Origin of the sequence: Methylobacterium oryzisoli (genome assembly GCF_046557895.1) — a bacterium.
GTDB lineage: Bacteria > Pseudomonadota > Alphaproteobacteria > Rhizobiales > Beijerinckiaceae > Methylobacterium > Methylobacterium oryzisoli.
Window position 1 is genome coordinate 8,974 of sequence record NZ_JBKIBX010000011.1, and the last position, 26,640, is coordinate 35,613.

Consider the following 26,640-nt stretch of genomic DNA (forward strand, 5'->3'; position numbering starts at 1 on the left):
GGGATCCCCTCTCCCGTGCGGGAGAGGGGATCCCGCGATGCCCGCGCTTGTCCTTGGTCCGTGTCGATCGTTGTCTTCGGTGTGCCATGCCTCCGGTGCGACGTTGCAGCCTGCCATCGGCACCGGCACGAGAACGTCTCAATACTCGCCGCCGATCGCCCGACGGAAGGCGGCCTCGTTGATCGAGACGCCGGCCTGCTTCTGGGCGTCGGCGATGTACTGGGCGATGATGTCGTCGGCGAGCGCGGTGCGGAACTGCTGCTCGACGTTCGGCTGGGCGTTGGCCTGGAAGGGCGGCACGGTGGCGGAGGTCACCCGGAAGGCCACCCGCGCCTTGTCGCCCGCGCTCGCCGAGCCCGCCTTGCCCACGGGCGTGGCGAAGATGCGCCCGATGCTCTCGGCGGTGAGGTCGTCCTTGGCGCGGCCGCGGGCGAGGTCGCTCGCGGCCTTCGCCTCGACGCCGTAGGCGGCGGCCACGGCCTCGATCGCCTCGCCCTTGTCCAGGCGCTCGGCGGCCTCGCGGGCCTTGGCGGAGAGGCGGCGGGCGATCTCGTCGTTGCGCCACTGCGCAACGACCTCGTCGCGCACCTCGGCGAGCGGCCGGTCGTGGGCGGGATCGACCCGGGTGACGTCGTACCAGAGGTAGCCGCCCGAGCGGGTGCGCAGGGCCTCGCTGTCCGCCCCCATCTCGGCGCGGAACAGCGCCGGGAGCACCGCATCCTTGTCGGGCAGGCCCTCGACTTGCTTGCCCTGCGGGTCGCGGCCCTGGGTGTCCACGCCCGCGATGCTCACCAGCGGCAGGCCCTGCTCGCGGGCGATGTCGCCGAGGGCCTTGGCGCCCGCGCGCTGGTCCTCGATCGTGTCGTGGACCTTTTCCAAGTCGTCGCGGGCGCGCTCGCGGGCGATCTCGGTGCGGATCTGCGAGGCGACCTCCTCGAACGGCTTGACGCTGCCGGGCTCGATCGTCGTGACGCGCAGGAGCACGGTGCCGAAGCGGCCCTTCACCGGCTCGCTGACCGCCCCCTGCTGCAGGGCGAAGGCCGAGTCGGCCACCGCCGGGTCGAACAGCTCGGCGCGCGTGAAGGTGCCGAGGTCGAGGCTCTTGGGGTCGAGCCCGCGCTCGCCGGCGATCGACTCGAAGGGCGCCTCGCCGCCGCGGATGCGGGCGAGCGCGGCCGCCGCGTCGGCCTCGTTGGGGAAGACGATCTGCTGGATGGTGCGGCGCTCCGCCGTGCCGTAGCGGCTCGTGTCGGAATCGTAGCGGACGCGGGCCTCGGCCTCGGTCACGGCGTCGGGCTTGGCGAGCGTCGTCGGGTCGAGCACCAGGATGTTCACGCCCCGGATCTCGGGGGCGCGGAAGGCGCTCTTGCGGTCGGTGTAGAAGGTCTGGATCTCCTCGTCGGTCGGCGCCGGGATCTCGCCCGCGGCGCTCTCGGGCAGGAGGAGGTAGCCGGCGGCGCGCCGCTCGGTGGTGTAGCGGTGGATCGCCTCGCGCACGGCGAGCGGCACCGGCAGGTCGGCGGTGATCGCGTCGGCGAGCTGCAGGCGGGCCGCGACGGCGCGCTGCTCCTGCACGAAGGCCGCCTCGGTGAGGCCGGCCTGCCGGATCGTGTCGTTGAACACGCCGAGGTCGAAGCTGCCGTTCGGCCCCTTGAAGGCCGGCTCCTCGCGGATCAGGCGGATCACCGTCGCGTCCGAGACCCGCAGGCCGAGGTCGCGGGTCTTCTGGTCCAGGGTCGCCTCGGTGATGAGCGCGCTCAGCACCTCGCGGTCGAGGCCGAGCGCGCGCGCCTGGTCCGGGGTGATCGGCCGGCGGGTCTGGCGGGCGAGGCGCTGGATCTGGTTCTGGTAGGCGGAGCGGACCGCCTCGGCCGAGATCTGGGTGCTGCCCACCGTGGCCACCGCGGTGCTGCCGCCGCCGCGGAAGATGTCGCCGATGCCGAAGATCGCGAGGCCGACGATGAGCAGGCCGAACACGACCGTCATCACCAGCTTGCCGAGCCAGCTCTGGCTGGCGGCGCGGAACCCCTGCAGCATCGCGGTCCTCGATCACCCGTCCCGGCGGCCCATCGGCCGCCATCCTTGAGCCTGCCGCGATAGCCCATCCGCGCCGCGGCGGAAAGGCCGGCCCGCCTGCGGTTTGCGCCCGCGCGGCGGCTCTGTTACCCGGCTCGAAACCCGGGATGCGAAGGGGAGAGCGATGGCGAGCGAGCGGCCGCGTCCGCTGGTGGCGGGCAACTGGAAGATGAACGGCACCCGCGCCTCGCGCGCCGTGCTGGAGGCCGTCCGCGACGGCCTCGACCCCGCGCTCGCCCAGCGCATCGACGTGCTGGTCTGCCCGCCCGCGACGCTCGTCGGCGCCTTCGCGGAAGCCGCGGCGGGCTCGCCCGTGCGGATCGGCGGGCAGGACGTGCACGCGAAGGCCAGCGGCGCCCATACGGGCTGCATCGCCGCCGAGATGCTGGCGGATCTCGGCGCCACGCACACCATCGTCGGCCATTCCGAGCGCCGCGCCGACCAGCACGAGAGCGACGCGGAGGTGCGCGCCAAGGCGCTCGCGGCCCACCGCGCGGGCCTCGTCGCCATCATCTGCGTCGGCGAGACGCGGGAGGAGCGCGAGGCCGGGCGCACCCTCGACGTGGTGCGCGGGCAGCTCGCCGGCTCGCTGCCGGACGGCGCCACGGCCGCCGACACGGTGATCGCCTACGAGCCGGTCTGGGCCATCGGCACCGGGCTGACCCCGACGGCGGACGACGTCGCGGAGGTGCACGGCCTGATCCGCCGGGAGTTGGAGGCGACGCTCGGCCAGGAGGGCAGGGGTCTGCGCATCCTGTACGGCGGCTCCGTGAAGCCCTCGAACGCCGCCGAGCTGATGGCGGTCGCGAACGTGGACGGGGCGCTGGTCGGCGGCGCGAGCCTGAAGGCCGAGGATTTTCTCGGCATCGCCGCCGCCTACCGCTGAGCGCCCGCGGCCGGATCAGGGCTTCGGGACGGGGGGCGGGCAGATGGCCTTCAGCGCCGCCCAGTCCTCCGCCGGCATGATCTGCCGCCCCGGCGCCTCGCCCCCCGCCTGCGCGCGGGTCGCCGCCGCCCGCTCGCCCGTGAAGGGGTGGGTGCGCAGGAGATCGAGGTCGCCGCGCTTGCCGTCGTCGGCATCGATCCGTTCGAGAATGTCCGCGAGCGCCGCGCCGGTGCCGCCGGCGCGCGCCATCAGGGCGACGGCGTAGCGGTCGGCCGCCCGCTCGGCGTCGCGGCTGTAGCCCGCCGACAGGATCGCCTCGCTCACCGCGACGACGATGGTCGAGCCGGTGAGGTCGCCGAGGACCAGGCTCAACAGGAACGAGGTGCCGGAGGACCGGATCAGCGAGCGCGTCGGATCGCGGACGCTCACGTGGCCGAGTTCGTGCGCGAGGATCGCCGCGACCTCGTCCGGCGTCTTCGCCCGGTCGATCAGACCCGACAGCAGGATCACGCGCGACCCCGGCAGCGCGAGGGCGTTGGCCATGCCGTGGCGGCGCACGTCCACCGCCGGCTCCGGGGCGAGCGGACCGTCCGCCGATCCGGCCGCGACGAGCCGCCTCACGAGACGGTCGAGGGCCGCGCGCCCGGCGGCCTCCGTGCAGGACGGCGGGCTTCCCAGGAGACGCAGCACCTGCGGCTCGACGGCCGCGCCGAGGCGGGCCTCCACGGCCTCCGGCACCAGCGGCGCGAGCACGCGGGCGAGGTGCGGGACGCCGAAGAGAGCGACGAGCAGGATCGCGAGGCCGGCCGCCATGGACCAGAGCACGAGGCGCAGCACGCTTCCCGCCTCGTCCCGCCGTCGCAGGTCCGGGCATCTATTCGCCAGGGCGGCGGCCAGGGCCGCGTCCGAGAACTCGACCCGCTCCGGCGCGTGCGCCGGGCCGACCTGCATCAGCGGCGGGACCGAATCCGCAGCGCGCAGGTCGAGCGGGTTCCAGTCCCGGTAGAGGTCGCGGCCGGTGACCCGGAACCGGTCGTCGAGGCGCAGCGACACCGGGAGGGGCCGGGCGCTGACGCCATCGAAGTAGCGCCCCTCGGCCTCCACCGGAGCGGCGCCCGGCGTGGGGACGGCGACCATGCGTCAGAGACCGATCTGGAGCGCTCCGCCGACATCGAGCGCGTCGGCGAGACCCTCCTGCAGGCCGCTGCCGGGCCCCCGCCCCGAGGCCACGACCGCCGCGAGGTCCTCCGGGTTCTCGATCACGGTGCTGGTCGCCACCGCTTCCCACAGCCGGGCCTGGACCACGCGCACGTAGAGCACCGCGAACAGCGGCGCTCCGGCAAGGTAGATCAGGACGACGAGCCAATGGACCGCGCTGAGGCCGGCGCTCTGCGCGGCGAAGAACAGGAGCCCGCCCGCCAGGAGGAGCACGAGGAGGAGGCCGAGGATCGACAGCATGTAGACGAGATAGGGCCGGTAGAACTGCCGCGCCCGCAGGGTCGAGACCAGCCGCACGCCGCCGAGCCGCACCGCCGAGGTGAAGGCCCGCGTCTCGCGGGCGCGGTAGTAGGGAATGAGCAGCAGCGCCGCCGGAATGCAGATGCCGGCGGCGATGAAGGTCAGATTCGCGATCAACCCGATGGTGGTGCCCGCATAGGCCGGGTTGAGGATCGTGTCGCCCGGCTTCCCGCCCGGCTTCGGCACCATCAGGTCGGTGGGCAGCGAGAAGTCCGACGCGACCAGAAGGGCGAGGCCGAGGCCGATCAATGGCCCGAGCCCGACGACGTAGAACAGCAGCCACGGTCCGAGCACGCTGCGTCCGCGCGCGGTCGAGGTCGCCCGGCTCGTGCCGATCAGGGTGTGATTGATGCGGTAGCGTTCCTGGCTCGCCCGCATGAACGGGAAAGCGAGCCCCAAGGTCAGGTAGACGACCAGCCACCACCCAGCCGCCCGGGCCGCGTAGACCAGGCCCGACCCGTCCTGGCCAAGCCGGATGCCGCGCCAGAGGGTGCGCATCGCCCGGTAGCGGCGCGCGCGGTAGATGGCGAATTGCCCGAGCAGGAACAGGGTCACGAAGGAGATCACCACCACGAACGGGGCGAGCGCCGGGACGGTGAGCGAGATCGCGAACAGGCCGAGATAGACCGGCACCAGGATCGCGAGCGCCACGAGGAAGCCGAGGAAGAGTTCCTTGCCGGTGCCCGTATAGGCGGCCGGAGATCCATCGACGGCGGTCCGGCTCCAGAAGTAGCGCCGAATCCGGGTGATGTACCAGAAGCGGTAGATGCCGAAGGTGACGATCGACAGCAGGAACCCCTTGAGAACCAGCGAGGTCAATCCGTCCAGGCGGTCGTCGAAGGTCACGGTCGCCTGCTGCGGCGCCGCACCGGTGTTCGTGGCTGTCATGGGCTCGTCCGCACTCCCTCTCGGGTCACGCGATGGACATGGTCGGACTGACGGCAGGCGTCGGTCCCGGCATGATGTGTCGGCGATGAGCGAATCGCTTCGTCCGACGCCGCGAGGAAAAATCGACGAATTTGACTATAAAGTGTCGGGAATACTCCGGCGATCGACGGTTCCGACGCTGCGTCATGAAAAGTGCCGCATGGCCGCTGTGCTTGCAAGCCGTCTTCCCCACCCGTATCGGCGCCGGGTCCAGCCCCCACCGGCCTAGGACCCGGCCGGCCGCGATGGGCGGTCGCCGGGAGCGGCCCCGCCAGCGCCACGCTTGGCCTGCGCCCGGTTCTCGTGTAACAGCGCGCCCCAGTTGAGGTCCGGGCGCTGTGCGGCGCGCCGGCCGTTCGCATGTTGGCGGTCCGCGCGGCCGCCTCTGGAAGCCCGATGCAGACCGTCCTGATCGTCGTCCACCTGATCATCGTCCTCGCGCTCATCGGCGTGGTGCTGCTGCAGCGCTCCGAGGGCGGGCTCGGCCTCGGCGGCGGGGGGAGCAGCGGCACGCAGGGCTTCCTCACCGGCCGCGGTCAGGCCAACGCGCTCACCCGCGCCACCGCGGTCCTGGCCGCCCTGTTCTTCACCACCAGCATGATCCTGGCGATCATGACGCACCGCAGCGCGGCGCCGCGCTCGATCTTCGAGGGCGCGGGCCAGAGCGGCGCGCCGGCCGCGAGTCAGCCGGCCGCCCCGTCCTCCGGCGGCAACTTGCTCGACCAGCTGCGCCAGCAGCAGGGCGATGCGCCGGCCCCGGCGCCCGCTCCGGCCACGCCCGCCGCGCCGGCGGCACCGGCCGCGCCGCAATCGCGCTGACCGCCGGTCGGCGGGTCGATCCCACCCTTCGCCCCCGTGGCGGTCAGCCGACCGCCCGATAAAGCCTGTGGATCCGGCCGGCTCAAGCCGTCCGGGCCCGATCCCGTTGGAGCCCTCCGGCGTTTGGCAAGTCAGCCCCGCCGATGTATGGAGCAGGTCCCATGACGCGGTACGTTTTCATCACCGGCGGCGTGGTCTCCTCCCTCGGCAAGGGGCTCGCCTCGGCGGCTCTCGGCGCGCTCCTGCAGGCCCGCGGCTACAAGGTCCGCCTGCGCAAGCTCGACCCCTACCTCAACGTCGATCCGGGCACGATGAGCCCGACCCAGCACGGCGAGGTGTTCGTCACCGACGACGGGGCCGAGACCGACCTCGATCTCGGGCATTACGAGCGCTTCACGGGCGTGCCGGCCACCAAGGCCGACAACATCACCACGGGCCGGATCTACCTCGACATCATCACCAAGGAGCGCCGGGGTGACTATCTCGGGGCGACGATCCAGGTCATCCCGCACGTCACCAACGCCATCAAGGAGTTCGTCCTCGACGGGAACGACGCCTACGACTTCGTGCTGGTCGAGATCGGCGGCACGGTGGGCGACATTGAGGGCCTGCCGTTCTTCGAGGCGATCCGCCAGCTCGGCCAGGAGCTGCCGCGCGGCCTGTGCGCCTACATCCACCTGACGCTGCTGCCCTACATCCCCTCGGTGGGCGAGCTGAAGACCAAGCCGACCCAGCACTCGGTGGCGGAGCTGCGCTCGATCGGCATCCAGCCCGACATCCTGCTCTGCCGCTGCGACCGGCCGATCCCCCGCGAGGAGCGGCGCAAGCTCGCCCAGTTCTGCAACGTGCGCGAGACGGCCGTCATCGAGGCCCGCGACGTCGCCTCGATCTACGACGTGCCGCTCTCCTACCGGGAGGAGGGGCTCGACCGCGAGGTGCTGGCGCATTTCAGCCTCGAGAGCGCCGCCGAGCCGAAGCTGGAGCGCTGGCGCACCATCTCGGAGCGGGTGAAGAACCCGGAGGGCGAGGTCTCGATCGCCATCGTCGGCAAGTACACGGGGCTCAAGGACGCCTACAAGTCGCTGATCGAGGCGCTCACCCACGGCGGCATCGCCAACCGGGTGAAGGTCAACCTCGAATGGATCGAGGCGGAGATCTTCGAGCGCGAGGATCCCGGCCCGTTCCTGGAGGGGCTGAACGGCATCCTGGTGCCGGGCGGGTTCGGCCAGCGCGGGGCCGAGGGCAAGATCCGCGCGGCCCGCTATGCCCGCGAGAAGAAGATCCCGTATTTCGGAATCTGCTTCGGCATGCAGATGGCGGTGGTGGAGGCGGCCCGCTCGCTCGCCGGCATCGAGGCGGCGAACTCCACCGAATTCGGCCCCACGCCGGAGCCGGTGGTCGGCCTGCTCACCGAGTGGATGCGCGGCAACGAGCTGGAGCGCCGCGTGGCCGAGGGCGACCTCGGGGGCACGATGCGGCTCGGCTCCTACAAGGCCTCCCTGGCTCCCGGCTCGCGCATTGCCGAGATCTACGGCGGCACCGCCATCGCCGAGCGCCACCGCCACCGCTACGAGGTCAACATGGCCTACCGCGACCGGCTGGAGGCCGCGGGTCTGCGCTTCGCCGGCCTCTCGCCGGACGGGCTCCTGCCCGAGACGGTCGAGGTCGAGGGCCACCCGTGGTTCATCGGCGTGCAGTTCCACCCCGAGTTGAAGTCACGCCCGTTCGAACCTCATCCCCTGTTCAAGAGCTTCGTTGAGGCAGCGATCGTGCAGAGCCGTCTGGTCTAAGACGACGCAGCCGTGTAGTGATTCTCGGCGAGAGATTCGACTGGGGATCGGGGGGCGGATGCTGGCGTCGATTTCGGGATTGGGCGCCTTCCTGGCCTACTTCGCCACCGCCGCGGCCCTCGTCGCGGTCTATCTCGTCATCTACCTGCTGGCGACCGCGCATGACGAACTGGCGCTGATCCGGCGCGGCGTCACGGCGGCGGCGATCGCGCTCGGCGGCAGCCTCGTCGCCTTCACGCTCCCGCTCGCGGCCTCGATCTACAACGCGCAGGGCCTCCTCGACTGCGCGGTCTGGGGCCTTGTCGCCCTCATCGTGCAGATGGGGGTCTACTGGGCAGTGCGCGCGGCGCTGCCCGAGATGTCGCGCCAGATCGAGGCCGGCGAAAACGCCCCCGCGGTGTTCCTCGCGGCCGCCTCCCTGGCCGCGGGCGTGATCAACGCCGCCGCGATGACCTACTGACCATGCAGTCCAGCACCCCGGCTCCGGAGTCGCGATTCTCCGGCTCGAAGCGATCGCAGACGGTCTCCCTGGTGCTGCTCCTCGGCGTCGGCGCCGCCGCCTGGGGGCTCGCCCGCCGGGACCCCTCGCAACGGGAGGAGGACGCGCTCGTCTACCGCGACCTCGCCGCCTGCCTGGGACAGAGCCTGCGCAGCCGGGAGGATTGCGAGGCGGCCGACAGCGAGGCGCGCAGCCTCTACCCGCAGGCCGCCCCCCGCTACGCCTCCAACGCCGCCTGCGAGGAGCATCACGGCTGCGGCGGCTGCGTCGCGGGCGGGTCCGTCTCGTCCGCGGCCGCCGGCTACTTCATCCCGACGCTGTCCGGCTTCATGATCGGCCGCACCCCCGAGCAGCGGATGCCCGTGCAACCCCTCTACCGCCACGAGACCCGTCCTTGCGGGACAGGCGGCGGGCATGCGGGCAGCTACTGCACCAGTTCCGGCGGACGGGTCTGGACGGCGAGCAGCGGATCGAGCAGCGCGCGGGTCTCCTCCGCGGTGGCGCATACCAGCACGAGTTCGGCCCGCGTCGTCTCCTCCGGCGGCTTCGGCGGCAGCGGGCACGCGGTGTCGGCGTCGGGCCACGGGGGCAGCTGATGCGCCGGCTCGACCTCGGCGAGCGGCCGGACTGGCGGGAGCAGGCCGAGGCGGCGGGGTTTTCCTTCCACACCCTCGACGGCACGCCCTACTGGGACGAGACCCACGCCTACGCGTTCAGCCTCGACCAGATCGAGCGCGACATCGAGGCGCCGAGCGCCGAGCTTCACGCCCTCTGCCTCGCCTTCGCGGAGCGGGCGGTGGCGGACGAGCACATCCTCACCTCGCTGGCGATCCCGTCCCACGCCTTCGACACCGTGCGGGAGAGCTGGGCGCGCCGCGACCCGTCCCTCTACGGACGCCTCGACCTCGCCTACGACGGCAGCGGCCCGGCGAAGCTCCTCGAATACAACGCCGACACGCCCACCGCCCTCTACGAGACCGGCGTGTTCCAATGGCTCTGGCTCGAAGACAATCTCGCACGCGGAAAGCTGCCCGCCGGCACCGACCAGTTCAACTCCGTGCACGAGCGCCTGATCGCCCGCCTCCGTGCGATCGGCGGACCGGTCGCCTTCACCTGCCTGGCCGACGCGCCGGAGGACCGCGGCACGGTGGCCTACCTCCAGGATTGCGCCCATCAGGCGGGACTCGCCACCCGCTTCGTGCCGCTCGATGCGGTGTCGGTGATGGACGACGGCGCCTTCTCGGATTCGCTCGGTGCCGCACTGGGGACGCTGTTCAAGCTCTACCCCTGGGAATGGGCGTTTCGCGATCCGTTCGGCCGGAACCTGTCCGCCACGCCGACCCGCTTCCTCGAACCGCCCTGGAAGGCGGTGCTCTCCAACAAGGGCCTGCTCGCTCATCTCTGGGCGATGGCGCCCGGCCATCCGAATCTGCTGGAGACCTACTTCGAGGACGATCCCGCCAAGGCGGCGCTGGGCACGAGCTTCGTGAAGAAGCCGATCCTGTCGCGGGAGGGCGCGAACGTGCTCATGCTGCGCGACGGGGCGGTGATCGCCCGCGAGGACGGCCCCTACGGCGCGGAGGGCTACGTGCGCCAGGCGCTGGCCGACCTCGCCGTCTTCGGTGGAGAACGGGTGCTGCTCGGGAGCTGGATCGTCGGCGACGAGCCGGCCGGCCTGTGCCTGCGCGAGAGCCCCGACCTCATCACCGGCAACCGCGCGCGCTTCGTCCCGCACGTGATCGCACCATAATCGCGGAAACACCCATCGAACTCTACACCCTTCAGTGGTGCGACATTCTGAGTTGATTCCCCAGGTTTATCATTCTCATTTGGCCGCTTGAGACGCCATCGCCTGAAGAACTTCTTTTTTCTGCTTGGTATCGGTGAATGTATCTTTGATTTGATTGAAGGCATAAGGCGCAAATAGGGCCGATCCTGAGAGAAAAAACGCCGAAACTCCGTTAGTGATTTTTGAAATATCTTCCGGTGCCATGAACATCTTGTAGATAAGTGCGTTGCCGAAGGCCCAAAGGAACGCACCCATGACGATCAGTCCGAACATTCCGGTGATGCGACTATAGCTCGACGGTTCTCCAGGTGACGTCGATTCCTCCGTTGCAGCCTGTCGACGGGCCCACGCCATGGCAACGACCGCCTCGGGATTCTTGTCCGCCAAAGCCGTTTTGAAATCGAAGCCTTGCAGACACTTCCACGTAATAAGGATGATCACGCCATTGTATGCCACCATGACGAGAAATACGAGAAACTCCATCTCGATCTCCATGCCAAGAGAACATTGCCATAGGCAACGAAACGCTTTCATTTCTGATTGAATACTGGATCAGAACGCGAAATCAAGGCATATCAACGAGCCACTTCTGCCCAAGAATTGCATATCGACCGCCATAGCTGCGGAATATAGCGTATAATCCAAGTACATCTAACATGCGCTCGACCAGCCCGCAAGTCGTCGCGGCGATTTGCGGAGCAATTCCGACTTGATTCCCGACGGAAGGATCGGTCTGCCCGAATGGGCATCGGCATCGTCACGTTCGAATGCCGCAGGACGGGATGGCACAGTGCCATCGCACCGATTCTCGGGCCGGCGTCGTGACCCCGCACGGTTGGCGCCCTATCTCACCGCCGTGACCGAGATCCTGTTCTACCACATGCAGCGCCAGCCCCTGGAATCGGTGCTGCCGAGCCTCCTGGAGAAATCCCTGGAGCGGCAGTGGCGCGTCGCCGTGCAGGCCACGAGCGAGGAGCGCCTCCAGGCCCTCGACGACCATCTCTGGACGTTTTCGGACGAGAGCTTCCTGCCCCACGGCACCGACCGCGACCCCGATGCGGGCACGCAGCCCGTGGTGCTCACGCTGCGCGACGCCAACCCGAACGGCGCCACGATCCGCTTCCTGGTGGACGGCGCGCCGCTGCCGGAGGATTCCGGCACCTATGCCCGCATCTGCATCCTGTTCGACGGCAGCGACCAGGACGCCCTCCTGTTCGCGCGCGAGCAGTGGCGCTCCGCCAAGGAGGGCGGCCACAGCGTCGCCTACTGGCAGCAGGACGACAGCGGGCGCTGGCAGAAGAAGGCGTGAGCGGCACCCCCGCCCATTCCCGAGAGGAGACCCCATGATCCGTGTCCTGATGCTGCTCGCCGCCCTGGCGGCGGGCCTGCCCGCGGCGGGGTCGTCCGCGCTGGCCCAGCCTCGCCCAGAGGCACGCCAGGCGGAAGCGCGGCAGGCGGAAGCGCGCCAGCCGGAGGGACGCAAGCTGCCCGCCGACGCGGTGACGCAGCACAGCCTCGCCCTCTCGGACGGCCGCACGCTGAACCTCACGGCGACCGCCGGCAGCCTCGCCCTGGTGGACGAGGCGGGCAAGCTCCAGGCCGAGATCGCCTTCACGGCCTACACCCTGCCGGACCGCAGCCCGGTGGGACGTCCCGTCACCTTCGGGCTGAACGGCGGTCCGGGCGCGGCCTCGGCCTATCTCAATCTCGGCGCGGTCGGCCCCTGGCGCCTGCCGCTGGACGGCCCGAGCATCAGCCCCTCCACGGCTCCGGTGGTGCTGCCCAACGACGAGACGTGGCTCGACTTCACCGACCTCGTCTTCATCGACCCGGTCGGCACCGGCTACAGCCGGGCGGCGGGCGACGACGGCAAGCGCTACTTCACCATCGACGCCGACGCCTCGGTGCTCGCCGCCGCCATCGCCCGCTGGCTGCGCACCAACGACCGGCTCGCCTCGCCGAAATTCTTCCTCGGCGAGAGCTACGGCGGCTTCCGCGGCCCGCTCATCGCCCGCAAGCTGCAGGACGACGTGGGCGTCGGCCTGTCGGGCCTCGTGCTGCTCTCGCCCGTCCTCGATTTCGGCTGGCTCCAGCCGCCGCGCCACAACCCGCTCGGCGACGTCACCCGGCTCCCCTCGCTCGCCGCCGCCGGCCTGGAGCGGCGCGGCCTCACGCCGGGGCCGCAGACCATGGCCGAGGCCGAGACCTATGCGGCGACCGACTATCTGGCGGACCTCCTGCGCGGCCCCGGCGACGCGCAGGTCCGCGCCCGCCTGACCGCCCGCGTCTCCGCCCTCACCGGTCTCGATCCGGACCTCGTGCGGCGCCAGGCCGGGCGCATCTCCACCGGCAGCTTCCAGCGCGAGACCGCCCGCGGCGAGGAGCGGGTCGCCAGCGCCTACGACACCGGGGTGACCGGCTGGAATCCCGAACCCACCGCGGCCCATGCGGGCTTCGAGGATCCGCTCCTCACCGCCATGCTGGCCCCGCTGTCGAGCGCGATGGTCGACCACTACGCCCGCACCCTGAACTGGCGGGTCGTCAACCTGCGCTACGAACTCCTCAGCACCGCGGTGAACCGGTCCTGGAGCTGGGGCTCGGGCCGCACACCGCCCGAGGCGGTGAGCGAACTGCGTCAAGCGCTCGCCCTCGACGGCGCCATGCGGGTGCTGGTCGCGCACGGCTACACCGACCTCGTGACGCCCTACTTCGCCTCGAAGCTCATCCTCGACCAGATCCCGGCCTTCGGGCCCGAGCGGCGACTCAGCTTGGCGGTTTTCCCGGGCGGGCACATGTTCTATTCCCGCCAAGCCTCGCGGGCGGCCTTCCGCAGCGAGGCCCGCCGCCTCTACGAGGCGGCGCTGGCGGCACGGCAGGGCGGCGAGGGACGATGAGAGGGGTTCGGGCGGTGATCCTGGCGGGCGTGAGCGCCGCGCTGGCGGGGTGCGGGTCGGGGTCCGAGCGCGCCGCGCCGGTGGCGCCGGTGCCGCAGCCGTCGCCCCGGTCCACCCTGGGTGCCGTGCTCGCACCCGACGGCGCCTGCACCGGCCCGGCGCCGGGCACCGCCGCCGCGATCGCGCCCGGCATCGCCGAGTGCGATCTCGTCCTCCTGAAGGGCAAGCCGCCCACCGACGTGCTGGTCGGGGAGAGCGGTCGCGGTCAGCGCGAGGTGCAGGTGCTGTATGCCGAGCCCGGCGGGCGCGAACTCTACTTCTTCATCGACAACCGCCTCGATCGCATCGTGCGCTGAGGCGCGTGTGCGCCGGCGCACGCGGCCGGGGACGAGCCGGTCTTTGGCTGCGGGCGTGATTGCCAACGCATCGTCCGACGGAACGGTCACCGGTTCGTCGCAGAAAATGCGAGAATAACAAAGGCTTAGAGCAGGATTCGACCGCCGCGCGATCGGATTCTGCTCTGAGGACAGGGCGCCGGAACGCGGGCCTCGCCGCCGCGGCGCTGCCCCGCGGGACGACGAATCGGACAAGCTCAGATGGCGCGCGAACCGAACGCAGTCGACTTCTGGCGCGGACTCGCCCTGATCACGATCTTCATCAACCACATTCCCGGCAATTTTTTTCAGGATTTCACCTATTCGCAGTACGGCATTTCGGACGCCGCCGAACTGTTCGTCTTCCTGGCCGGCTGGTCGATCGGCATCGCGGTCCGCGGCCGCAAGGGCGTGCTGGAGCCCGCCAGCCGCACGCTGCTGCGGCTGCTCTCGCGCATGGTCGAGGTCTACCGGGCGCAGCTCGTCATCACGGCGATCGCGCTCGCCATGCTGGCGGGCGCCGCGCTCTACACCGACAACCCGCTCCTCCTCGAATGGCACAATGCCGGGCCGGTCTTCACCGACCCGGTGCAGACGATGGTGGGCTGGGTCACGCTCCTGCACCAGCTCGGCTTCTTCAACATCCTGCCGCTCTACGTGGTGCTGCTCGGCCTCGCGCCGATCTTCGTGCTGCTCGCCCGGGTCAGCCGGGGGCTGGCGCTCGGCGCCTCGCTCGCCCTCTACGGCGTGGCGCTCACCTTCGAGCTGAACGTGCCCTCGTGGCCGGGGGAGGGGCACTGGTTCTTCAACCCGTTCAGCTGGCAGCTCCTGCTGGTGCTCGGCTTCATGGCACACGAGTGGCGGCGGGAAGCATCGGGCTTCCTCGTCTGGCGGCGGCGCCTGAAGCCGGTCGGGATCGCGATCGTGCTGCTCGGCGCCTATCTGGCGTGGTTCCACATCCGGCCCGATCCGCTCCTCGTGCCGGAGCCGCGCCTGTTCTTCACCTTCGACAAGTCCAACCTGCCGCCCGCGCGCCTGATCCACTTCATCGGGGTCATGCTCGCCTTCCAGGGCGTGTTCGGCTGGATCGATACCCACGCCGCGTGGCTCAGCCGCCAATTCGCCGCGCTCGGCCGCAACTCGCTCGCGGTCTTCTCGGTCGGGTCTATCGCCAGTCTCGCGGCCCAGCTGTTAAGGTTCTGGACGGGAGGCGGTTTCGCCGTTGACGTGTTTGTCGTAGGATCGGGGATCGGTCTCCTGGCGTTCACCGCATGGTTCGTCGAATGGCGCTCCCGTTCCCCTCCGTCGTCCGGTACGGCCTGACGTGTCTTCTCGCCGCCGGGCTCGCCGGAGCCGCCGTGCCGCCGAGCGCCGCCGCGCAGGGCGCCTCCGATAAGCCGGCCGCGGCCGAGATCCCGCTCCCCGATGCGCCGGATGCGAGCCTGTCGCCGGAATGCCGGGTGCCCGGCTCGAAGCTCTACACCCTGGCGAAGCTGCGGGGGGTGAAGAAGGCCCTGAAGGAGCACCGTTCCGTCCACGTGCTCTCGATCGGCTCCACCTCCGGCGGACTCGGCGCCGCCGCCAACTATCCGGTCAAGCTCGAAACGGCCCTGGAGCAATCCTTCCCGGACGTGACGGTGGACGTCGAGAGCCGCGGTGTGTCGGGTGAGATCGCCTACGGGGCGGCCGAGCGCCTGCGCAACATGGTGGCGGAGATCGAGCCGGACCTCGTGGTCTGGCAGGTCGGCTCCAACGACGCCCTCGCGCGCGTCGACGTGGAGGCCTTCGCCGCCTCGCTCGCCGACACCGTCGACTGGATCAAGTCGCACGGCATCGACATCGTGCTGGTCGATCCCCAGTACACCGCGAGCCTCGCCAAGGACGACTATTACAACGACTTCGTGCGCGCGATCCAGAAGGTGGCGGCCGAGCGGCAGGTGCCGCTGGTGCTGCGCTTCGAGGCGATGCGCTACCTCGCGGGCGCCTCCAAGGGCACGTTGCCGATGAGCGGGTTCCGCCTCGCCGATCTCGGCTACCGCTGCATGGCCGAGCACGTCACGCGCGCCATCACGGTCTCGCTGCTGCAGCCGGACGTGACCGGCACCCCAGCGCCGAGCCCCGCGCCGCAATCTGCGGCCAACGCCGCCCCCGGCAGCGGATCGAAGTAGCGCTGCCGCGATCGCTCGAACCGTCGCGGGCCGCTTAACCGGGTGACAATCCCGAGGTGCTAGTCCGGGAGGCCGGCGCGCCTCGCCTGCCGGCAAAGGCTGGCGGCGGGGCTGGTGGCGGGATGACGGCCGGAGCTTCACTCAGCGGCGCACGCGCGGCGCCGGATACCGGAGGCCTTGCCCGGTCGGCCGCGGCCGTCTTCGGCGTACGCATCGCGGCTGCGGGATTCGCCTTCGGGGCGCAGGCCTTGATGGCCCGCCTGATGGGTGGCGCCGAGTACGGCATCTTCGCGTCGATCTGGGTCTGGACCGCGCTGCTCGGTCACGCCTCCACCTGGGGCCTGTCGCAGGCCGCCTCCCGGTACCTGCCCGTCCACCGGGCGCGGGGCGAGGCCGATCTCGCCCGCGGCTACATCGCCTTCGGGGCCGCCTTGTCCCTGGGGGCGGGGGCGCTGCTCGCGGGCGCGGGCGCGGCCGTCATCGTCCTCGTGCCGGGCGTGGTGGCCGCGCCCTACGCCGCGCCGCTCCTCGTCGCCGCGCTCGTGCTCCCGCTCTTCGCCCTGCAGGATTTCTGCGAGGGCATCGCGCGCGCGCAGCACTGGACCCTGCTGGCGATCGCGCCGCCCTACCTGCTGCGCCAGGGCCTGATCATGGCGGCGATGCTGGGAGCTCTCGCGCTTGGCGCGCCGCCCGAGGCCTCGACCGCCGTCGCCTGCACGCTCATCGCCACCGCGCTCGCCCTGGCGGTCCAGGCCGTGCTCCTGGCGTGGCGCCTGCGGCGGGTGCTGCCGCCGGGACCGCGCGCCTGGGCGTGGCGGCGCTGGATGGGTGCGGCGCTGCCGATCGGTCTCATCGATCTCGCGGGATCCGGCTTCGCCTTCGCGGACGTGCTGGTGCTCGGCTTCCTGCTGGGGCCGGTGGAGGTCGGCATCTACTTCGCGGCGACGCGCCTGCTGCAGTTCCTCGCCTTCGTCCACTACGCCGCCTCGGCGGTGACCGCCCCCCGGATCGCCGAGGCCGATGCCCGGAGTGACCGGTCAGGCCTTCAGGATCTCGTGCGGCACTGGTCGCGCCTGACCCTGCTCGCCACCCTGGCGACCGGCCTCGGCCTCCTGGCGGCGAGCCCTCTGCTGCTGGGTCTGTTCGGCGCCGGGTTCCGGTCCGCGCTGCCGCTCCTGGCGATCCTGGTGGCGGGCCACGTCGTCGCGGCGGCCTTCGGGCCGGCAGAGGACGTGCTGACCATGCTCGGCGCCGAGCGTCTGTGCGCAGCCATCACGCTCGGGCTGCTCGCCCTCTCCATCGTCCTGATGCTCGCCCTGGTGCCGGTGCTCGGGGTCGCGGGGGCGGCCGTGTCCGCCGCCCTCGCGGTGGCACTGCGCGGCTGGCTCCTCGCCGTCGCCGCGCGGCAGCGCCTCGGCCTCGTCACGTCGGCCTTCGCGGGAGGTGCCGCATGAACGCTCCGGTCCTGCGGCTGCGGGCCGCTTCCACCCTCCGGGCCGAGTTGCTGCCGGTGGCGGCGCTCGATCCGGGAGCCTGGGACGCGCTGGCCGCCCGCGCCGCCGCGCCATCGCCGGATTACAGCCGCCGGATGATCGAGGCCCATCGCGCCCACGGGCTCGCCCCGGCGGATCTGGCCTGCGTGGCGGTGCGCGACGGGGGCGACCTGCTGGCCCTGCTGCCCTTCCGCCGCGCCCGGCTCGGACCGTGGCTGCGCGTCGCAAAACCCTTAGGCTCGCCCTTCATCACCGCCACGGCGCCGCTCGTCGCGGACGGACCCGCCTTCGCGCCCGCGCTGGCCGCGCTGGTCGATGGCCTGGGGCGCGGCTGCGGCCCATCTGGCTGGTGGTGGCCGGGCCTGCCCGCCGACGAGCCGGTCGGCCGCGCGCTGCGCGAGGCGATGCGGGACGCGGGCTGGCAGCTCGCGACGGTCTCGTCCTTCGAGCGCCCGATTCTCGACCGGCGCCCGAGCCACGACGCCTTCCTGGCCGGGCACCCGTGCAAGGGCCGCCTGAAGGACCTGCGGCGCCGCCGCCGCCGCCTCGACGAGGCGGGCCAGGTGACGGTCGAGAGCATCGGGCCGGACGGCGACCTCGCCGGCGCGGTCCAGGCCTTCCTCGCCCTGGAGCGGAAAGGCTGGAAGGGCAGGGGCGGCACGGCGCTCGCGAGCCGCGCGGCGACGACCGCCTTCGCGCAGGACCTCTTCGCCCCAGGGCCCCGGCCCTTCGCGCCCCGGGCCGACCTGCTGCGCCTCGACGGGGCGGTGATCGCCGCCAGCCTCGCGCTCGTCGGCCGCGGCACCGCCTTCCTGGTGAAGACCACCTACGACGAGGATCACGCCGCCCTCGCGCCCGGCGCCCTCCTCGAACTCGAGATCATCCGGGCCTTCCACGCCGAAGGCTTCGCCGGGCGGCTCGATTCGGTCACCACCGAGAACCGCATCCTCGGCGACCTCTACCCGGACCGCACGCGTATCGCCGAGATCGCCGCGGTGCCGCCGGGCGGCCTCGATCCCGCGCGCCTGACGCGGGCGATCGACCGCTACTACGGCTTCCGGCGCCTCGCCCAGCGCGCCCGGCTGGCGCTCAGGCGAGTGCGGGACCGGCAAGCGCCATGAGGCCGCCGGATCGGTGATCCGGCGGCCTCAGAACGTCCATCTCTGCCGGCGCGTTGGCAGGCCTCAGGCGGTCTGGACCCGGGCCAGGAAGCCGCGCACCTCCTGCGCCAGCCCCTCGGAGCCCGCCGACAGCGCCTGCGCCGCCTGCAGCACCCGCGAGGCGGCCTCGCCGGTGGTGCCCGCGCCCTGGCGCAGGTCGGTGGCGATCTCGGTCACCCGCTCGGTGCCCTGGGCCGCCGCCTGTACGCTGCGGGCGATCTCGCGGGTCGCCGCCCCCTGCTGCTCCACGGCCGCGGCGACGCCGGTGGCCGAGCGCGACATCTCGGCGATGACCTCGCCGATGCGGTGAAGGTCGGCGACCGCCGCCTGCGTCGCCGCCTGGATCTCGCCCACGTAGGCGGCGATCTCGTCGGTGGCCTTGGCGGTCTGACCGGCGAGGTCCTTGACCTCGGCGGCCACCACCGCGAAGCCTCGTCCCGCCTCGCCGGCCCGCGCCGCCTCGATCGTGGCGTTGAGCGCCAGAAGGTTCGTCTGCGCGGCGATGCCGGAGATGACCGAGACCACTTGGCTGATGCGCCCGGCGCTCGCCGCGAGGTTCTGCACCGTGGCGTCCGTGCGCCGTGCATCCGCCACCGCCTGTCCGGCGATGCCGGAGGATTGCGCCACCTGCCCGATGATCGACTGGATGGAGGCGCTCATCTCCTCGGTGGCGGCTGCCACCGTCTGCACGTTGGCCGAGGTCTGCTCGGCCGCGCCCGCCACGGTGGCGGATTGCCCGGTGGCGTGGTCGGCCGAGCGCACCATGATGCCGGCGGTGGCCTCCATCTCCTGGGCCGCCTGGGTGAGCTGCCGCACGAGGCTGCCGACGCTGCGGTCGAGCTGGGCGGCCATCGCCTCCATGTCGGCCCGGCGCTGCGCGGCCGCGTGGCGGGTGCCCTCGTCCTGGGCGGCGCGGAGCGCGTCGGCCTCCCGCATCGCCTCGGCGAGGATCTGCGTGCTCGCCCAGATCTCGCCGATCTCGTCCTGCCGCGGCGCCACCGCGGGCAGCCCGCGCTCGCCCGCTGCGAGCGCCCCGATCGCCTTCGTGAGACGGGCGAGCGGACGGCCGATCTGCCGCTGGGCGATCAGCGTGCCGAGCAGCATCGCCAGCGCGGTGCCGCCCAGCGCCAGGGCGAGGAGAAGCTGCAGGCGCGAGGCGTAGAGCGCCTCGGTCTCCCGGTCGATCGCCTCCACCTGCGCGCGGCTGCGCGCCGTCAGGGCGTCGATGCTGGCCTGGAACGCCTTGCGGTTGGCGCGGTTCGCGTCGTTGTTGCCCTGCACGTTCGCGGCCTGGGGCGAGACCTCGGTGCCGAGGCGCGCGGTCTCGGTCCGGAAAGCCCGGAAGGTGGCGGCGTCGCGCACCACCGCCTCGAACACCTCTCGGTCCGACGCGGGCACCAGCGACTGCCAGACTTTCAGGAGGGCGTCGATCTCGTTCAGCAGGGTCGCGAGGCCCTCGGCGAACTTGCGCGCCTCGTCCGTGGCCTTCGCCGCGTAGATGCCGCGCGCCTCCATCACCACCGCGGTGACGAGGCGGTTCAGGCGCTCGCTGTAGAGCGCGCGGGTCGAGGCCGCCTTCACCTCCTCCGCGGAGCCGTTGAGACTGCCCAGCGACTGGGCGCCGATCCCGGCCACCAGCAGCGTGACGGCGCCGAATCCTCCGAGGAGCCCGATGAGTTTCGTCCTGATGCGCATCCGGTTGCCGATCTGCTCGATACGACCCCCGTTGTGGCAAGAGGATTTTGATAAACCGTAACCCGCTGCTGATCCTGGCGCGGCCGAAGGGACGGAATGCGAGGCCGAAGCCCGGCTATACTTGACCCTGCGGCAGTACCGGGCGGTCTCAGCCGTGGGATCCTTCGGCTTTCCAGCCGACCTGCGCCTGCGGCTTGGCGTCGGTCGAGGCGAAGTAGGGCTTGAGATCGAGGAGGGGCGTGCCGTCGAGGCAATCGAGCCCGCGCACCGTGAGGCGCGGGCCCTCGATGGCGAGCAGGTCCACGACCGAGAGCGCGATCGGGTTCGGGCGGGCGGGCGAGCGCAGCGCGAAGGTGCCGCGCGGCGCGCCCGCATGGCGCGGCTGCTGCACCAGGAGGCCGCGCGGCGCCCGATCCATCCAGTAGAGGACGATCAGGTGGGTGGTCCCGCCCAGGCCCGCGAGCGCGGGGGCGTAGAGCGGGTCCAGCTCGATCGTGCAGACGGCATCCGACTGGGCCGAGTTCTTGGGGCACTCCTCGCGGCGCGTCCAGGGCGTGCGGATGCGGCCGATGAAGTGGAGCCCGGCATCGAAGCGCTCGGGCAGGGCCGCGGCCGTCTCGCCCGGCCGCAGCCCGAAATCCGGATCCGGCGTCACTTCAGCAGCACCACCTGCGCGTCGCCCTTGCGGCGCAGGACGTTGACCGTGACGTCCGGGCCGTGGCGGTGGAGCAGGAGGTCGACCCGCGACCCGCCGAGCTTGAGGTTGCGGATCATCACCTCGTCGAGGAAGGACGGCAGGATCGGGTCGCGGAAGCGGATGCGGTTGCGGTCGTGGCGCAGTTCGAGGCCGAGGCAGGCCGCCAGGAACGCGAACGGGGCCGCCGCCGCCCAGGCCTGCGGGCTGCAGGCCACCGGATAGTTGGTCGGGCCGCGCTGCTTGCGCTGCATGAAGCCGCAGAACAGCTCGGGCAGGCGCCGCCCCTCCTCGTAGAGCGAGGCGCCGTGCTGGCCCTCGAACACCCGCGCGGCCGCCCGCTTGTGGCCGTAGCGGGCGAGCCCCAGCGCCACGATGGCGTTGTCGTGCGGCCAGATCGAGCCGTTGTGGTAGGACATCGGGTTGAAGCGTGCCTCGCCCTGCGCGATCGTGCGCACGCCCCAGCCGTTGAACCCGTCCTTGCCCATCAGCGCGTCCGCGACGCCCGCCGCGCGCTCCGGGTGGGCGATGCCGGTGAACAGCGCGTGGCCCGCGTTGGAGGAGCGCACCGCGCAGGGACGTTTTTCCCCGTCCAGCGCCAGCGCGTAGGTGCCCAGCTCCGGCACGAAGAAGGCCCGGTCAAAGGCCTCGCGCAGGCCCTCCGATGCGATCTTCAACCGCTCGGCCAGGGCCACGTGGCCGAGCATCGCGGCGAGCTTCGCGGCGGAGCGCTTGGCCGCGTAGACGTAGCCCTGCACCTCGCACAGCGCGATCGGCCCCTGCGCCATGCGGCCGTCCGCGTGGAAGATCGAGTCGTGGCTGTCCTTCCAGCCCTGGTTGGCCAGTCCCTTCTCGGTCTCGCGGGCGTACTCGACGAAGCCGTCGCCGTCGCGGTCGCCGTAGGTGTCGATCCATTCCAGCGCCGCCAGGATGTTGGGCCAGATCGCCTGGATGGTCGCCTTGTCGCCGGTCTGCTCGAAATACTGCCCGGCCAGCATCACGAAGAGCGGCGTCGCGTCGATGGTGCCGTAGTAGAGCCGGAAGGGCACCTCGCCGAGATTGGCCATCTCGCCGTGGCGGGTCTCGTGCAGGATCTTGCCGGGCTGGGCATCGGCCGCGGGGTCGTTGGTCTTCGCCTGGGTCGCCGCGAGGTAGCGCAGAACGCCCTTGGCGATGTTCGGATCGATCCACAGCGTCATCATCGCGGTGATGATGCCGTCGCGCCCGAACACGGTGCTGTACCAGGGGATGCCTGCATACGGGTAGAGGCCGTGCTCCGTGCGGGTCGCCAGCATGTAGAGGTCGGCGGTGGCGCGGCAGGCGGCCTCGTTGAACTGGTCGTTCGAGCTCTCGATGGTGGTGATGTCGGCGGTCGCCGCGCGCAGGTCGCGCCGGGCATCCCGGTAGGCCAGCGCGAAGGCCATGCCCTCGCCCTTGGCGTGGCCGTCCTCCCGGCGCGGGCTCGGATAGATCGGCGAGGTGATGGGCAAGGCGCTGCCCCTCACGGCCACGAGCTGGTCCGCCTTGACGTCGCTCGCGTCGAAGACGGCGCGCACGAACACCGACGCCCGCCCGCCCGGGGGCAGGCGCACCTCGAACTCGGCCCGGTTTTTCTCGATCAGGTCCGGCTTCGGCCCGAAGCGCAGGCGCGTGGTGCGCAGGCGGTTGTCGAGGCCGTGGTAGCGAAACATCACCTCGTCGGGCCGCGTCACCTCCACGCTGCGCTGGCCCCGCCGCTCGCGGGTGCCGCCGCGTACCTCGAACAGGTCGCGGAAATCCGCGTCGAAGCTGAGCGCGAGGCGCAGGTGGCGGGGCTTGGTGTCGTAGTTGCGCAGCCCGATCCGGTCGTAGCAGGTGCCGCGAAACAGGAATTTGGTGCGGTCGAGCGCGATGATCTCGCGGGGGATCGAGGTCTCGTCGTTGGCGTCGATGCGGATGTCGGGGGTGGTCATGTCGACCGAGAGCGCCCCGTTGTCGTCCTGGATCACCGAGCCGAGGAGGAGCGGGCGCTGGCCCTCGACGGTCAGTTCGAGCCGCGAGAGGAAGCGCGTGTCCTGGAAGTAGAGGCCCTCGGGCCCCGGAAACACCCCGATGTCGCCGTAGCTGTCGAGGACCGCGAAGGCGTCGCCGTGCTTGAGCGAGCGCAGCGGCCGCTCCACCAGCGAGGTCTGGGCCTCGATGTGGTACTGCGGCAGCGGCTCGTCGTCCTGTCCGGCACCGGAATGCGAGAGGGCGGCGGGCTCCTGCACGGTCACGGCCATCGGCGCGGGTCTCCAAGTCTAGAGGGGGCTTCGAGAGGGGGCTTCGAGAGGGGCTGGTTCGGGCACGGCGGGGGCGAATCACCCCGCTGAAGGCTGCCATACGCCCGCCAATGTGGGCCATCGTGCGGCCCCGGCCAGGGGACGTCCTGCCCGCATATGCGCCAGAAACGCCGAAGGCCCGGCCTCCTCGCGGAGGCCGGGCCTTCGGTTCGTGTCAGTGCGGCGGCCGCGGCGTCAGAGCGGCCAGAGACCCGCGGGCTTGGTGCCGTTGTGGCCGTTGGCGATGCCGCCCAGCGCGTGGTCGGCGCCGAGCGACAGGCCCGGGATCTTGATCGCCTGGGCCTCGGCCGCGATCAGCGACTCGTAGGCGTTCACGTAGGAGCCCGCCATGACGCTCGCGGTGAAGCGGGTCTCGAAGTAGCGGCGCACCCCCTGACGGCTCATGGCCTTCACGGTCTCGACCGCCGCGACCGCCTCGTCCATCGACTCGACCACCACGCCCGAGACGCCGTCCTTGATCACCTCCGGCACCGAGCCGTTGCGCCACGCGATCACCGGCGTGCCCGCCGACATCGCCTCGATCATCACCAGGCCGAAGGGCTCCGGCCAGTCGATCGGGAAGGCGAGCGCCAGCGCGTTGCCGAGGAAGTCGTGCTTCTGGTCCTCGTTGATCTCGCCGATGTACTCGACCAGCGGGTGGTGGGTCATCGGCTCGATGACCTCGTCCCAGTACTCCTGGTCGGCCTTGTCGACCTTCGCGGCGATCTTGAGCTTCACGCCCGAGCGCTTGGCCATCTCGATGGCGCGGTCGGGCCGCTTCTCGGGGGAGATGCGGCCGAGGAACGCGAGGTAGCCGCCGTCCTTCGGCGTCGCCGAGAAGCGGCAATTCTCCGCCGGCAGGCCGTGATGGATCGTCGCCAGCCAGTTGGCGTTCGACGGCATCGGCCCGCGCTGGTGGTCGGAGATCGACACCAGCGGCATGCCCGTGAAGGTGCGGTAGACCGGCATGAAGTCCGGCACGTCGAGCCGGCCGTGCAGGGTCGTCACGCACTTGTGGTTGAGGTCCTCGAACAGCGGGTACTGCAGGAGGTCGATGTGGAAGTGGATGATGTCGAACTCGTCGGCCCGGCGGCGCAGGTGGTAGAGCATGGCCAGGTGGCTCGCGACGTGGTCGCGGATGCCGGCGAGGCGCAGGCCCTCGGGCGCGCAGGCGACGAGCTTGGCGCTCGTCTCCGAGTCGCCGCTGGCGAACAGCGTGACGTCATGGCCCTGCCGGACCAATTCCTCCGTCAGCCACGAGACCACGCGCTCGGTGCCGCCGTAGAACTTGGGCGGGACAGCCTCCGCGAGGGGGGCGATCTGGGCTATGCGCACGACGAATTCTCCTGAGACGCCAATCGTTGGCGGGATCAAGCACGATCGGGCCTGAGCGGGACATGAACAGAACCGCGAACCTACGGTTATGGTTCCGGTGCGATGCACAACACGAACCCGCGCGCGAGGGGAGTCCGGTCGTGCGGGCCGCCCCCGCTGCCCACACCTTTCCTCAGCCGGCCGCGATCCGGGCGCGCGCCGCGCATCCCGATTGCGGCGATGCCGGGGGCGTGCTAAGGCGCCCGCCTCATCCGAACCGCCCGGCCGTGAGGGCTGCCGTGGCGGTTCGTCTCGCTCCACGCACCGATCGCTGGATCGTCGGGTCTGCAAGGGCCCGGTGGAGCTCGTCTCAGGAGAGCGAAATGCCCAAGCTCAAGACCAAGTCGGGCGCCAAGAAGCGCTTCAAGATCACCGGGACCGGCAAGGTCATGTACGCCCAGGCCGGCAAGCGGCACGGGATGATCAAGCGGACCACGAAGCAGATCCGCAACCTGCGCGGCACCACCACCCTGTTCGAGGGCGATGCCGCCAACGTCAAGAAGTACTTCCTGCCCAACGGCTGAAGTCCTTCTCTCGCGATCAATCTGTTTCGTTAAGCACTCCAGGAGATCATCATGGCTCGCGTCAAGCGCGGCGTGACGAGTCACGCCAAGCACAAGAAGGTGTTCAAGGCCGCCAAGGGCTATTACGGCCGGCGCAAGAACACGATCCGCATCGCCAAGCAGGCGGTGGAGAAGGGCCTCCAGTACGCCTACCGCGACCGCAAGAACCGCAAGCGCAGCTTCCGCGCCCTGTGGATCCAGCGCCTCAACGCGGCGGTGCGCGAGCACGGCCTGACCTATTCGCGCTTCATCGACGGCCTCTCCAAGGCGGGGATCGTGGTGGACCGCAAGGCGCTGTCGGAACTCGCCATCCACGAGCCGGCGGCCTTCGGGGCCGTGGTCGCGCAGGCCAAGGCCGCGCTGCCCGCCGAGACCGCCCAGGCGGCGTGACGTCACGCGCAGCGGGGGCGTCTCGCCGCCCCCGCGCCACCCGACGGCCCGCCCCCGCGCGGGCCGTTCTCGTTTGCGCGGCTTGACCGGCCGGCCCCGGCGGGGCACGGCGTCCCCGCGCGATCCGGCAGGGACCCAATGACCGATCTCCACAGCCTCGAATCCGACCTCCTCGCGAAGGTCGAGGCCGCCGCGGACGAAGCGGCGCTCGACGGCGTGCGGGTGGCCGCGCTCGGCAAGAAGGGCGCCGTCTCCGACCTTCTCAAGACGCTCGGCGCCATGTCGCCGGAGGAGCGCAAGGAGCGGGGACCGCTGATCAACGGGCTGCGCGACCGCGTGCAGGGCGCGATCCTGGCCCGCCGCGAGAGCCTCGCCGAGGCCGCGCTGGCGGCCCGCCTCGCGGCCGAGCGCATCGACGTGACGCTCCCCGTGCGCGAGGGGCCGGAGACGCGCGGGCGGGTCCATCCGATCACGCAGGTCATCGACGAGATCACGGCGATCTTCGGCGACATGGGCTTCGCCGTCGCCGAGGGGCCGGACATCGAGACCGACGAACTCAACTTCACGGCGCTGAACTTCCCCGAGGGCCACCCGGCCCGGGAGATGCACGACACGTTCTTCCTCGCCCCCGACCGGGACGGGAAGCGCAAGCTGCTGCGCACCCACACCTCGCCCGTGCAGGTGCGCACCATGCGCACGCAGCAGCCCCCGATCCGGGTGATCTGCCCCGGCCGCACCTACCGGCACGATTCCGACCAGACCCACACGCCGATGTTCCACCAAGTCGAGGGGCTGGTCATCGACCGCTCGGCCAACATCGCGCACCTGAAGTGGATCCTGGAAGAGTTCTGCAAGGCGTTCTTCGAGGTCGAGAGCGTCAAGATGCGCTTCCGCCCCTCGTTCTTCCCCTTCACGGAGCCCTCCGCGGAGGTCGACATCCAGTGCTCGCGCAAGGGCGGCGAGATCCGCTTCGGCGAGGGCGACGACTGGCTGGAGATCCTCGGCTGCGGGATGGTGCACCCGAACGTGCTGCGCCAGTGCGGCCTCGATCCCGATCAAGTGCAGGGCTTCGCCTGGGGCATGGGCATCGACCGCATCGCCATGCTCAAGTACGGCATGCCGGACCTGCGCCCCTTCTTCGAGGCCGACCTGCGCTGGTTGGACCATTACGGCTTCCGCCCGCTCGATATCCCGAATCTGGTGGGCGGGCTGACCACCTGAGGGAGCCCTG

General features: G+C 71.2%; 24 protein-coding genes. 16 read left to right on the forward strand and 8 right to left on the reverse strand.

Features of this window, described 5'->3' with window-relative positions; translation table 11 throughout:
* Positions 1–138 precede the first annotated feature (138 nt).
* Positions 139–2,037, reverse strand: a complete 1,899-nt coding sequence (locus ACKUB9_RS12755; protein WP_407522463.1) for a peptidylprolyl isomerase — start codon at positions 2,035–2,037, stop codon at positions 139–141.
* A gap of 163 nt (positions 2,038–2,200) precedes the next feature.
* On the opposite strand from ACKUB9_RS12755, the gene tpiA reads away from it, so the two are divergent.
* Positions 2,201–2,962: a triose-phosphate isomerase gene (gene tpiA / locus ACKUB9_RS12760; protein WP_407522465.1), complete on the forward strand. Its 762-nt coding sequence runs from the start codon at positions 2,201–2,203 to the stop codon at positions 2,960–2,962.
* A 15-nt stretch (positions 2,963–2,977) separates the two neighbouring features.
* Here the strand turns inward: tpiA and ACKUB9_RS12765 are convergent, their stop codons facing one another.
* Positions 2,978–4,099, reverse strand: coding sequence for a M48 family metallopeptidase (locus tag ACKUB9_RS12765; RefSeq protein ID WP_407522467.1), 1,122 nt, complete (start codon positions 4,097–4,099; stop codon positions 2,978–2,980).
* A gap of 3 nt (positions 4,100–4,102) precedes the next feature.
* The gene (locus ACKUB9_RS12770; protein WP_407522469.1) at positions 4,103–5,368 is read right to left on the reverse strand and encodes a DUF898 family protein; all 1,266 of its coding nucleotides are present in this window, start codon (positions 5,366–5,368) and stop codon (positions 4,103–4,105) included.
* Positions 5,369–5,803: 435 nt separating this feature from the next.
* Here ACKUB9_RS12770 and secG point away from each other — a divergent pair, with 435 nt between their 5' ends.
* From secG to ACKUB9_RS12795, 5 genes are all read left to right on the forward strand, one after another.
* Positions 5,804–6,226 carry a preprotein translocase subunit SecG gene (gene secG, locus ACKUB9_RS12775; RefSeq protein ID WP_407522471.1) on the forward strand — a complete coding sequence of 141 codons (423 nt, stop codon included), beginning with the start codon at positions 5,804–5,806 and terminating at the stop codon, positions 6,224–6,226.
* Between the two features lie 161 nt (positions 6,227–6,387).
* Positions 6,388–8,016, forward strand: a complete 1,629-nt coding sequence (pyrG, locus tag ACKUB9_RS12780) for a CTP synthase (protein WP_407522473.1) — start codon at positions 6,388–6,390, stop codon at positions 8,014–8,016.
* A gap of 58 nt (positions 8,017–8,074) precedes the next feature.
* A complete protein-coding gene (locus ACKUB9_RS12785; protein ID WP_407522475.1) occupies positions 8,075–8,476 on the forward strand; it encodes a DUF350 domain-containing protein in 402 nt (133 codons plus the stop codon).
* A gap of 2 nt (positions 8,477–8,478) precedes the next feature.
* Positions 8,479–9,111: a DUF1190 domain-containing protein gene (locus ACKUB9_RS12790; RefSeq protein WP_407522477.1), complete on the forward strand. Its 633-nt coding sequence runs from the start codon at positions 8,479–8,481 to the stop codon at positions 9,109–9,111.
* Positions 9,111–10,265, forward strand: coding sequence for a glutathionylspermidine synthase family protein (locus ACKUB9_RS12795; protein ID WP_407522479.1), 1,155 nt, complete (start codon positions 9,111–9,113; stop codon positions 10,263–10,265). The genes ACKUB9_RS12790 and ACKUB9_RS12795 overlap by 1 nt, the downstream gene beginning before the upstream one ends.
* Before the next feature lie 75 nt (positions 10,266–10,340).
* Here ACKUB9_RS12795 and ACKUB9_RS12800 read toward each other — a convergent pair whose 3' ends face one another.
* A complete protein-coding gene (locus tag ACKUB9_RS12800; protein WP_407522481.1) occupies positions 10,341–10,787 on the reverse strand; it encodes a hypothetical protein in 447 nt (148 codons plus the stop codon).
* Between the two features lie 373 nt (positions 10,788–11,160).
* Between ACKUB9_RS12800 and ACKUB9_RS12805 the strand changes: the two genes are divergently transcribed.
* From ACKUB9_RS12805 to ACKUB9_RS12835, 7 genes are all read left to right on the forward strand, one after another.
* The gene (locus ACKUB9_RS12805) at positions 11,161–11,613 is read left to right on the forward strand and encodes a DNA polymerase III subunit chi (RefSeq protein WP_407522753.1); all 453 of its coding nucleotides are present in this window, start codon (positions 11,161–11,163) and stop codon (positions 11,611–11,613) included.
* Between the two features lie 34 nt (positions 11,614–11,647).
* Positions 11,648–13,198: a S10 family peptidase gene (locus ACKUB9_RS12810; protein WP_407522483.1), complete on the forward strand. Its 1,551-nt coding sequence runs from the start codon at positions 11,648–11,650 to the stop codon at positions 13,196–13,198.
* Positions 13,195–13,554 (forward strand): hypothetical protein, encoded by a 360-nt coding sequence (locus ACKUB9_RS12815; protein WP_407522485.1) that lies wholly within the window; start codon positions 13,195–13,197, stop codon positions 13,552–13,554. Before ACKUB9_RS12810 ends, ACKUB9_RS12815 begins: the two co-directional genes overlap by 4 nt.
* A gap of 240 nt (positions 13,555–13,794) precedes the next feature.
* Positions 13,795–14,895: an OpgC family protein gene (locus ACKUB9_RS12820; protein WP_407522487.1), complete on the forward strand. Its 1,101-nt coding sequence runs from the start codon at positions 13,795–13,797 to the stop codon at positions 14,893–14,895.
* Complete coding sequence (locus tag ACKUB9_RS12825) at positions 14,856–15,740, forward strand: SGNH/GDSL hydrolase family protein (RefSeq protein WP_407522489.1); 885 nt, start codon at positions 14,856–14,858, stop codon at positions 15,738–15,740. The genes ACKUB9_RS12820 and ACKUB9_RS12825 overlap by 40 nt, the downstream gene beginning before the upstream one ends.
* 122 nt (positions 15,741–15,862) lie before the next feature.
* Entirely contained in the window at positions 15,863–17,194 is a 1,332-nt protein-coding gene (locus ACKUB9_RS12830) for a lipopolysaccharide biosynthesis protein (protein WP_407522491.1), read from the forward strand.
* The gene (locus tag ACKUB9_RS12835) at positions 17,191–18,354 is read left to right on the forward strand and encodes a GNAT family N-acetyltransferase (protein ID WP_407522493.1); all 1,164 of its coding nucleotides are present in this window, start codon (positions 17,191–17,193) and stop codon (positions 18,352–18,354) included. The genes ACKUB9_RS12830 and ACKUB9_RS12835 overlap by 4 nt, the downstream gene beginning before the upstream one ends.
* Positions 18,355–18,417: 63 nt before the next feature.
* Here the strand turns inward: ACKUB9_RS12835 and ACKUB9_RS12840 are convergent, their stop codons facing one another.
* The 4 genes from ACKUB9_RS12840 to ACKUB9_RS12855 form a co-directional block, all read right to left on the reverse strand.
* A complete protein-coding gene (locus tag ACKUB9_RS12840) occupies positions 18,418–20,088 on the reverse strand; it encodes a methyl-accepting chemotaxis protein (protein ID WP_407522495.1) in 1,671 nt (556 codons plus the stop codon).
* 148 nt (positions 20,089–20,236) lie between these two features.
* Entirely contained in the window at positions 20,237–20,743 is a 507-nt protein-coding gene (gene tsaA / locus ACKUB9_RS12845; protein WP_407522497.1) for a tRNA (N6-threonylcarbamoyladenosine(37)-N6)-methyltransferase TrmO, read from the reverse strand.
* Positions 20,740–23,043, reverse strand: coding sequence for an amylo-alpha-1,6-glucosidase (locus ACKUB9_RS12850; protein WP_407522499.1), 2,304 nt, complete (start codon positions 23,041–23,043; stop codon positions 20,740–20,742). The genes tsaA and ACKUB9_RS12850 overlap by 4 nt, the downstream gene beginning before the upstream one ends.
* Before the next feature lie 234 nt (positions 23,044–23,277).
* Positions 23,278–24,417, reverse strand: coding sequence for a glycosyltransferase family 4 protein (locus tag ACKUB9_RS12855; protein ID WP_407522502.1), 1,140 nt, complete (start codon positions 24,415–24,417; stop codon positions 23,278–23,280).
* Positions 24,418–24,779: 362 nt separating this feature from the next.
* On the opposite strand from ACKUB9_RS12855, the gene rpmI reads away from it, so the two are divergent.
* The 3 genes from rpmI to pheS all read left to right on the forward strand — a co-directional run bounded on the left by rpmI (position 24,780) and on the right by pheS (position 26,630).
* On the forward strand, positions 24,780–24,980 hold the full coding sequence (gene rpmI / locus ACKUB9_RS12860) for a 50S ribosomal protein L35 (RefSeq protein ID WP_055879647.1): 201 nt from the start codon (positions 24,780–24,782) through the stop codon (positions 24,978–24,980).
* A gap of 51 nt (positions 24,981–25,031) precedes the next feature.
* Positions 25,032–25,409 (forward strand): 50S ribosomal protein L20, encoded by a 378-nt coding sequence (rplT, locus tag ACKUB9_RS12865; protein ID WP_238235330.1) that lies wholly within the window; start codon positions 25,032–25,034, stop codon positions 25,407–25,409.
* A 138-nt stretch (positions 25,410–25,547) separates the two neighbouring features.
* Complete coding sequence (gene pheS / locus ACKUB9_RS12870; protein ID WP_407522505.1) at positions 25,548–26,630, forward strand: phenylalanine--tRNA ligase subunit alpha; 1,083 nt, start codon at positions 25,548–25,550, stop codon at positions 26,628–26,630.
* Positions 26,631–26,640 lie beyond the last annotated feature (10 nt).

Bases quoted from the DNA above. Each gene is read 5' to 3' on its own strand.
- ACKUB9_RS12755 (WP_407522463.1), bottom strand. From the start codon at position 2,037: ATGCTGCAGGGGTTCCGCGCCGCCAGCCAGAGCTGGCTCGGCAAGCTG.
- tpiA (WP_407522465.1), top strand. From the start codon at position 2,201: ATGGCGAGCGAGCGGCCGCGTCCGCTGGTGGCGGGCAACTGGAAGATG.
- ACKUB9_RS12765 (WP_407522467.1), bottom strand. From the start codon at position 4,099: ATGGTCGCCGTCCCCACGCCGGGCGCCGCTCCGGTGGAGGCCGAGGGG.
- ACKUB9_RS12770 (WP_407522469.1), bottom strand. From the start codon at position 5,368: ATGACAGCCACGAACACCGGTGCGGCGCCGCAGCAGGCGACCGTGACC.
- secG (WP_407522471.1), top strand. From the start codon at position 5,804: ATGCAGACCGTCCTGATCGTCGTCCACCTGATCATCGTCCTCGCGCTC.
- pyrG (WP_407522473.1), top strand. From the start codon at position 6,388: ATGACGCGGTACGTTTTCATCACCGGCGGCGTGGTCTCCTCCCTCGGC.
- ACKUB9_RS12785 (WP_407522475.1), top strand. From the start codon at position 8,075: ATGCTGGCGTCGATTTCGGGATTGGGCGCCTTCCTGGCCTACTTCGCC.
- ACKUB9_RS12790 (WP_407522477.1), top strand. From the start codon at position 8,479: ATGCAGTCCAGCACCCCGGCTCCGGAGTCGCGATTCTCCGGCTCGAAG.
- ACKUB9_RS12795 (WP_407522479.1), top strand. From the start codon at position 9,111: ATGCGCCGGCTCGACCTCGGCGAGCGGCCGGACTGGCGGGAGCAGGCC.
- ACKUB9_RS12800 (WP_407522481.1), bottom strand. From the start codon at position 10,787: ATGGAGTTTCTCGTATTTCTCGTCATGGTGGCATACAATGGCGTGATC.
- ACKUB9_RS12810 (WP_407522483.1), top strand. From the start codon at position 11,648: ATGATCCGTGTCCTGATGCTGCTCGCCGCCCTGGCGGCGGGCCTGCCC.
- ACKUB9_RS12815 (WP_407522485.1), top strand. From the start codon at position 13,195: ATGAGAGGGGTTCGGGCGGTGATCCTGGCGGGCGTGAGCGCCGCGCTG.
- ACKUB9_RS12820 (WP_407522487.1), top strand. From the start codon at position 13,795: ATGGCGCGCGAACCGAACGCAGTCGACTTCTGGCGCGGACTCGCCCTG.
- ACKUB9_RS12825 (WP_407522489.1), top strand. From the start codon at position 14,856: ATGGCGCTCCCGTTCCCCTCCGTCGTCCGGTACGGCCTGACGTGTCTT.
- ACKUB9_RS12830 (WP_407522491.1), top strand. From the start codon at position 15,863: ATGACGGCCGGAGCTTCACTCAGCGGCGCACGCGCGGCGCCGGATACC.
- ACKUB9_RS12835 (WP_407522493.1), top strand. From the start codon at position 17,191: ATGAACGCTCCGGTCCTGCGGCTGCGGGCCGCTTCCACCCTCCGGGCC.
- ACKUB9_RS12840 (WP_407522495.1), bottom strand. From the start codon at position 20,088: ATGCGCATCAGGACGAAACTCATCGGGCTCCTCGGAGGATTCGGCGCC.
- ACKUB9_RS12850 (WP_407522499.1), bottom strand. From the start codon at position 23,043: ATGGCCGTGACCGTGCAGGAGCCCGCCGCCCTCTCGCATTCCGGTGCC.
- rpmI (WP_055879647.1), top strand. From the start codon at position 24,780: ATGCCCAAGCTCAAGACCAAGTCGGGCGCCAAGAAGCGCTTCAAGATC.
- rplT (WP_238235330.1), top strand. From the start codon at position 25,032: ATGGCTCGCGTCAAGCGCGGCGTGACGAGTCACGCCAAGCACAAGAAG.
- pheS (WP_407522505.1), top strand. From the start codon at position 25,548: ATGACCGATCTCCACAGCCTCGAATCCGACCTCCTCGCGAAGGTCGAG.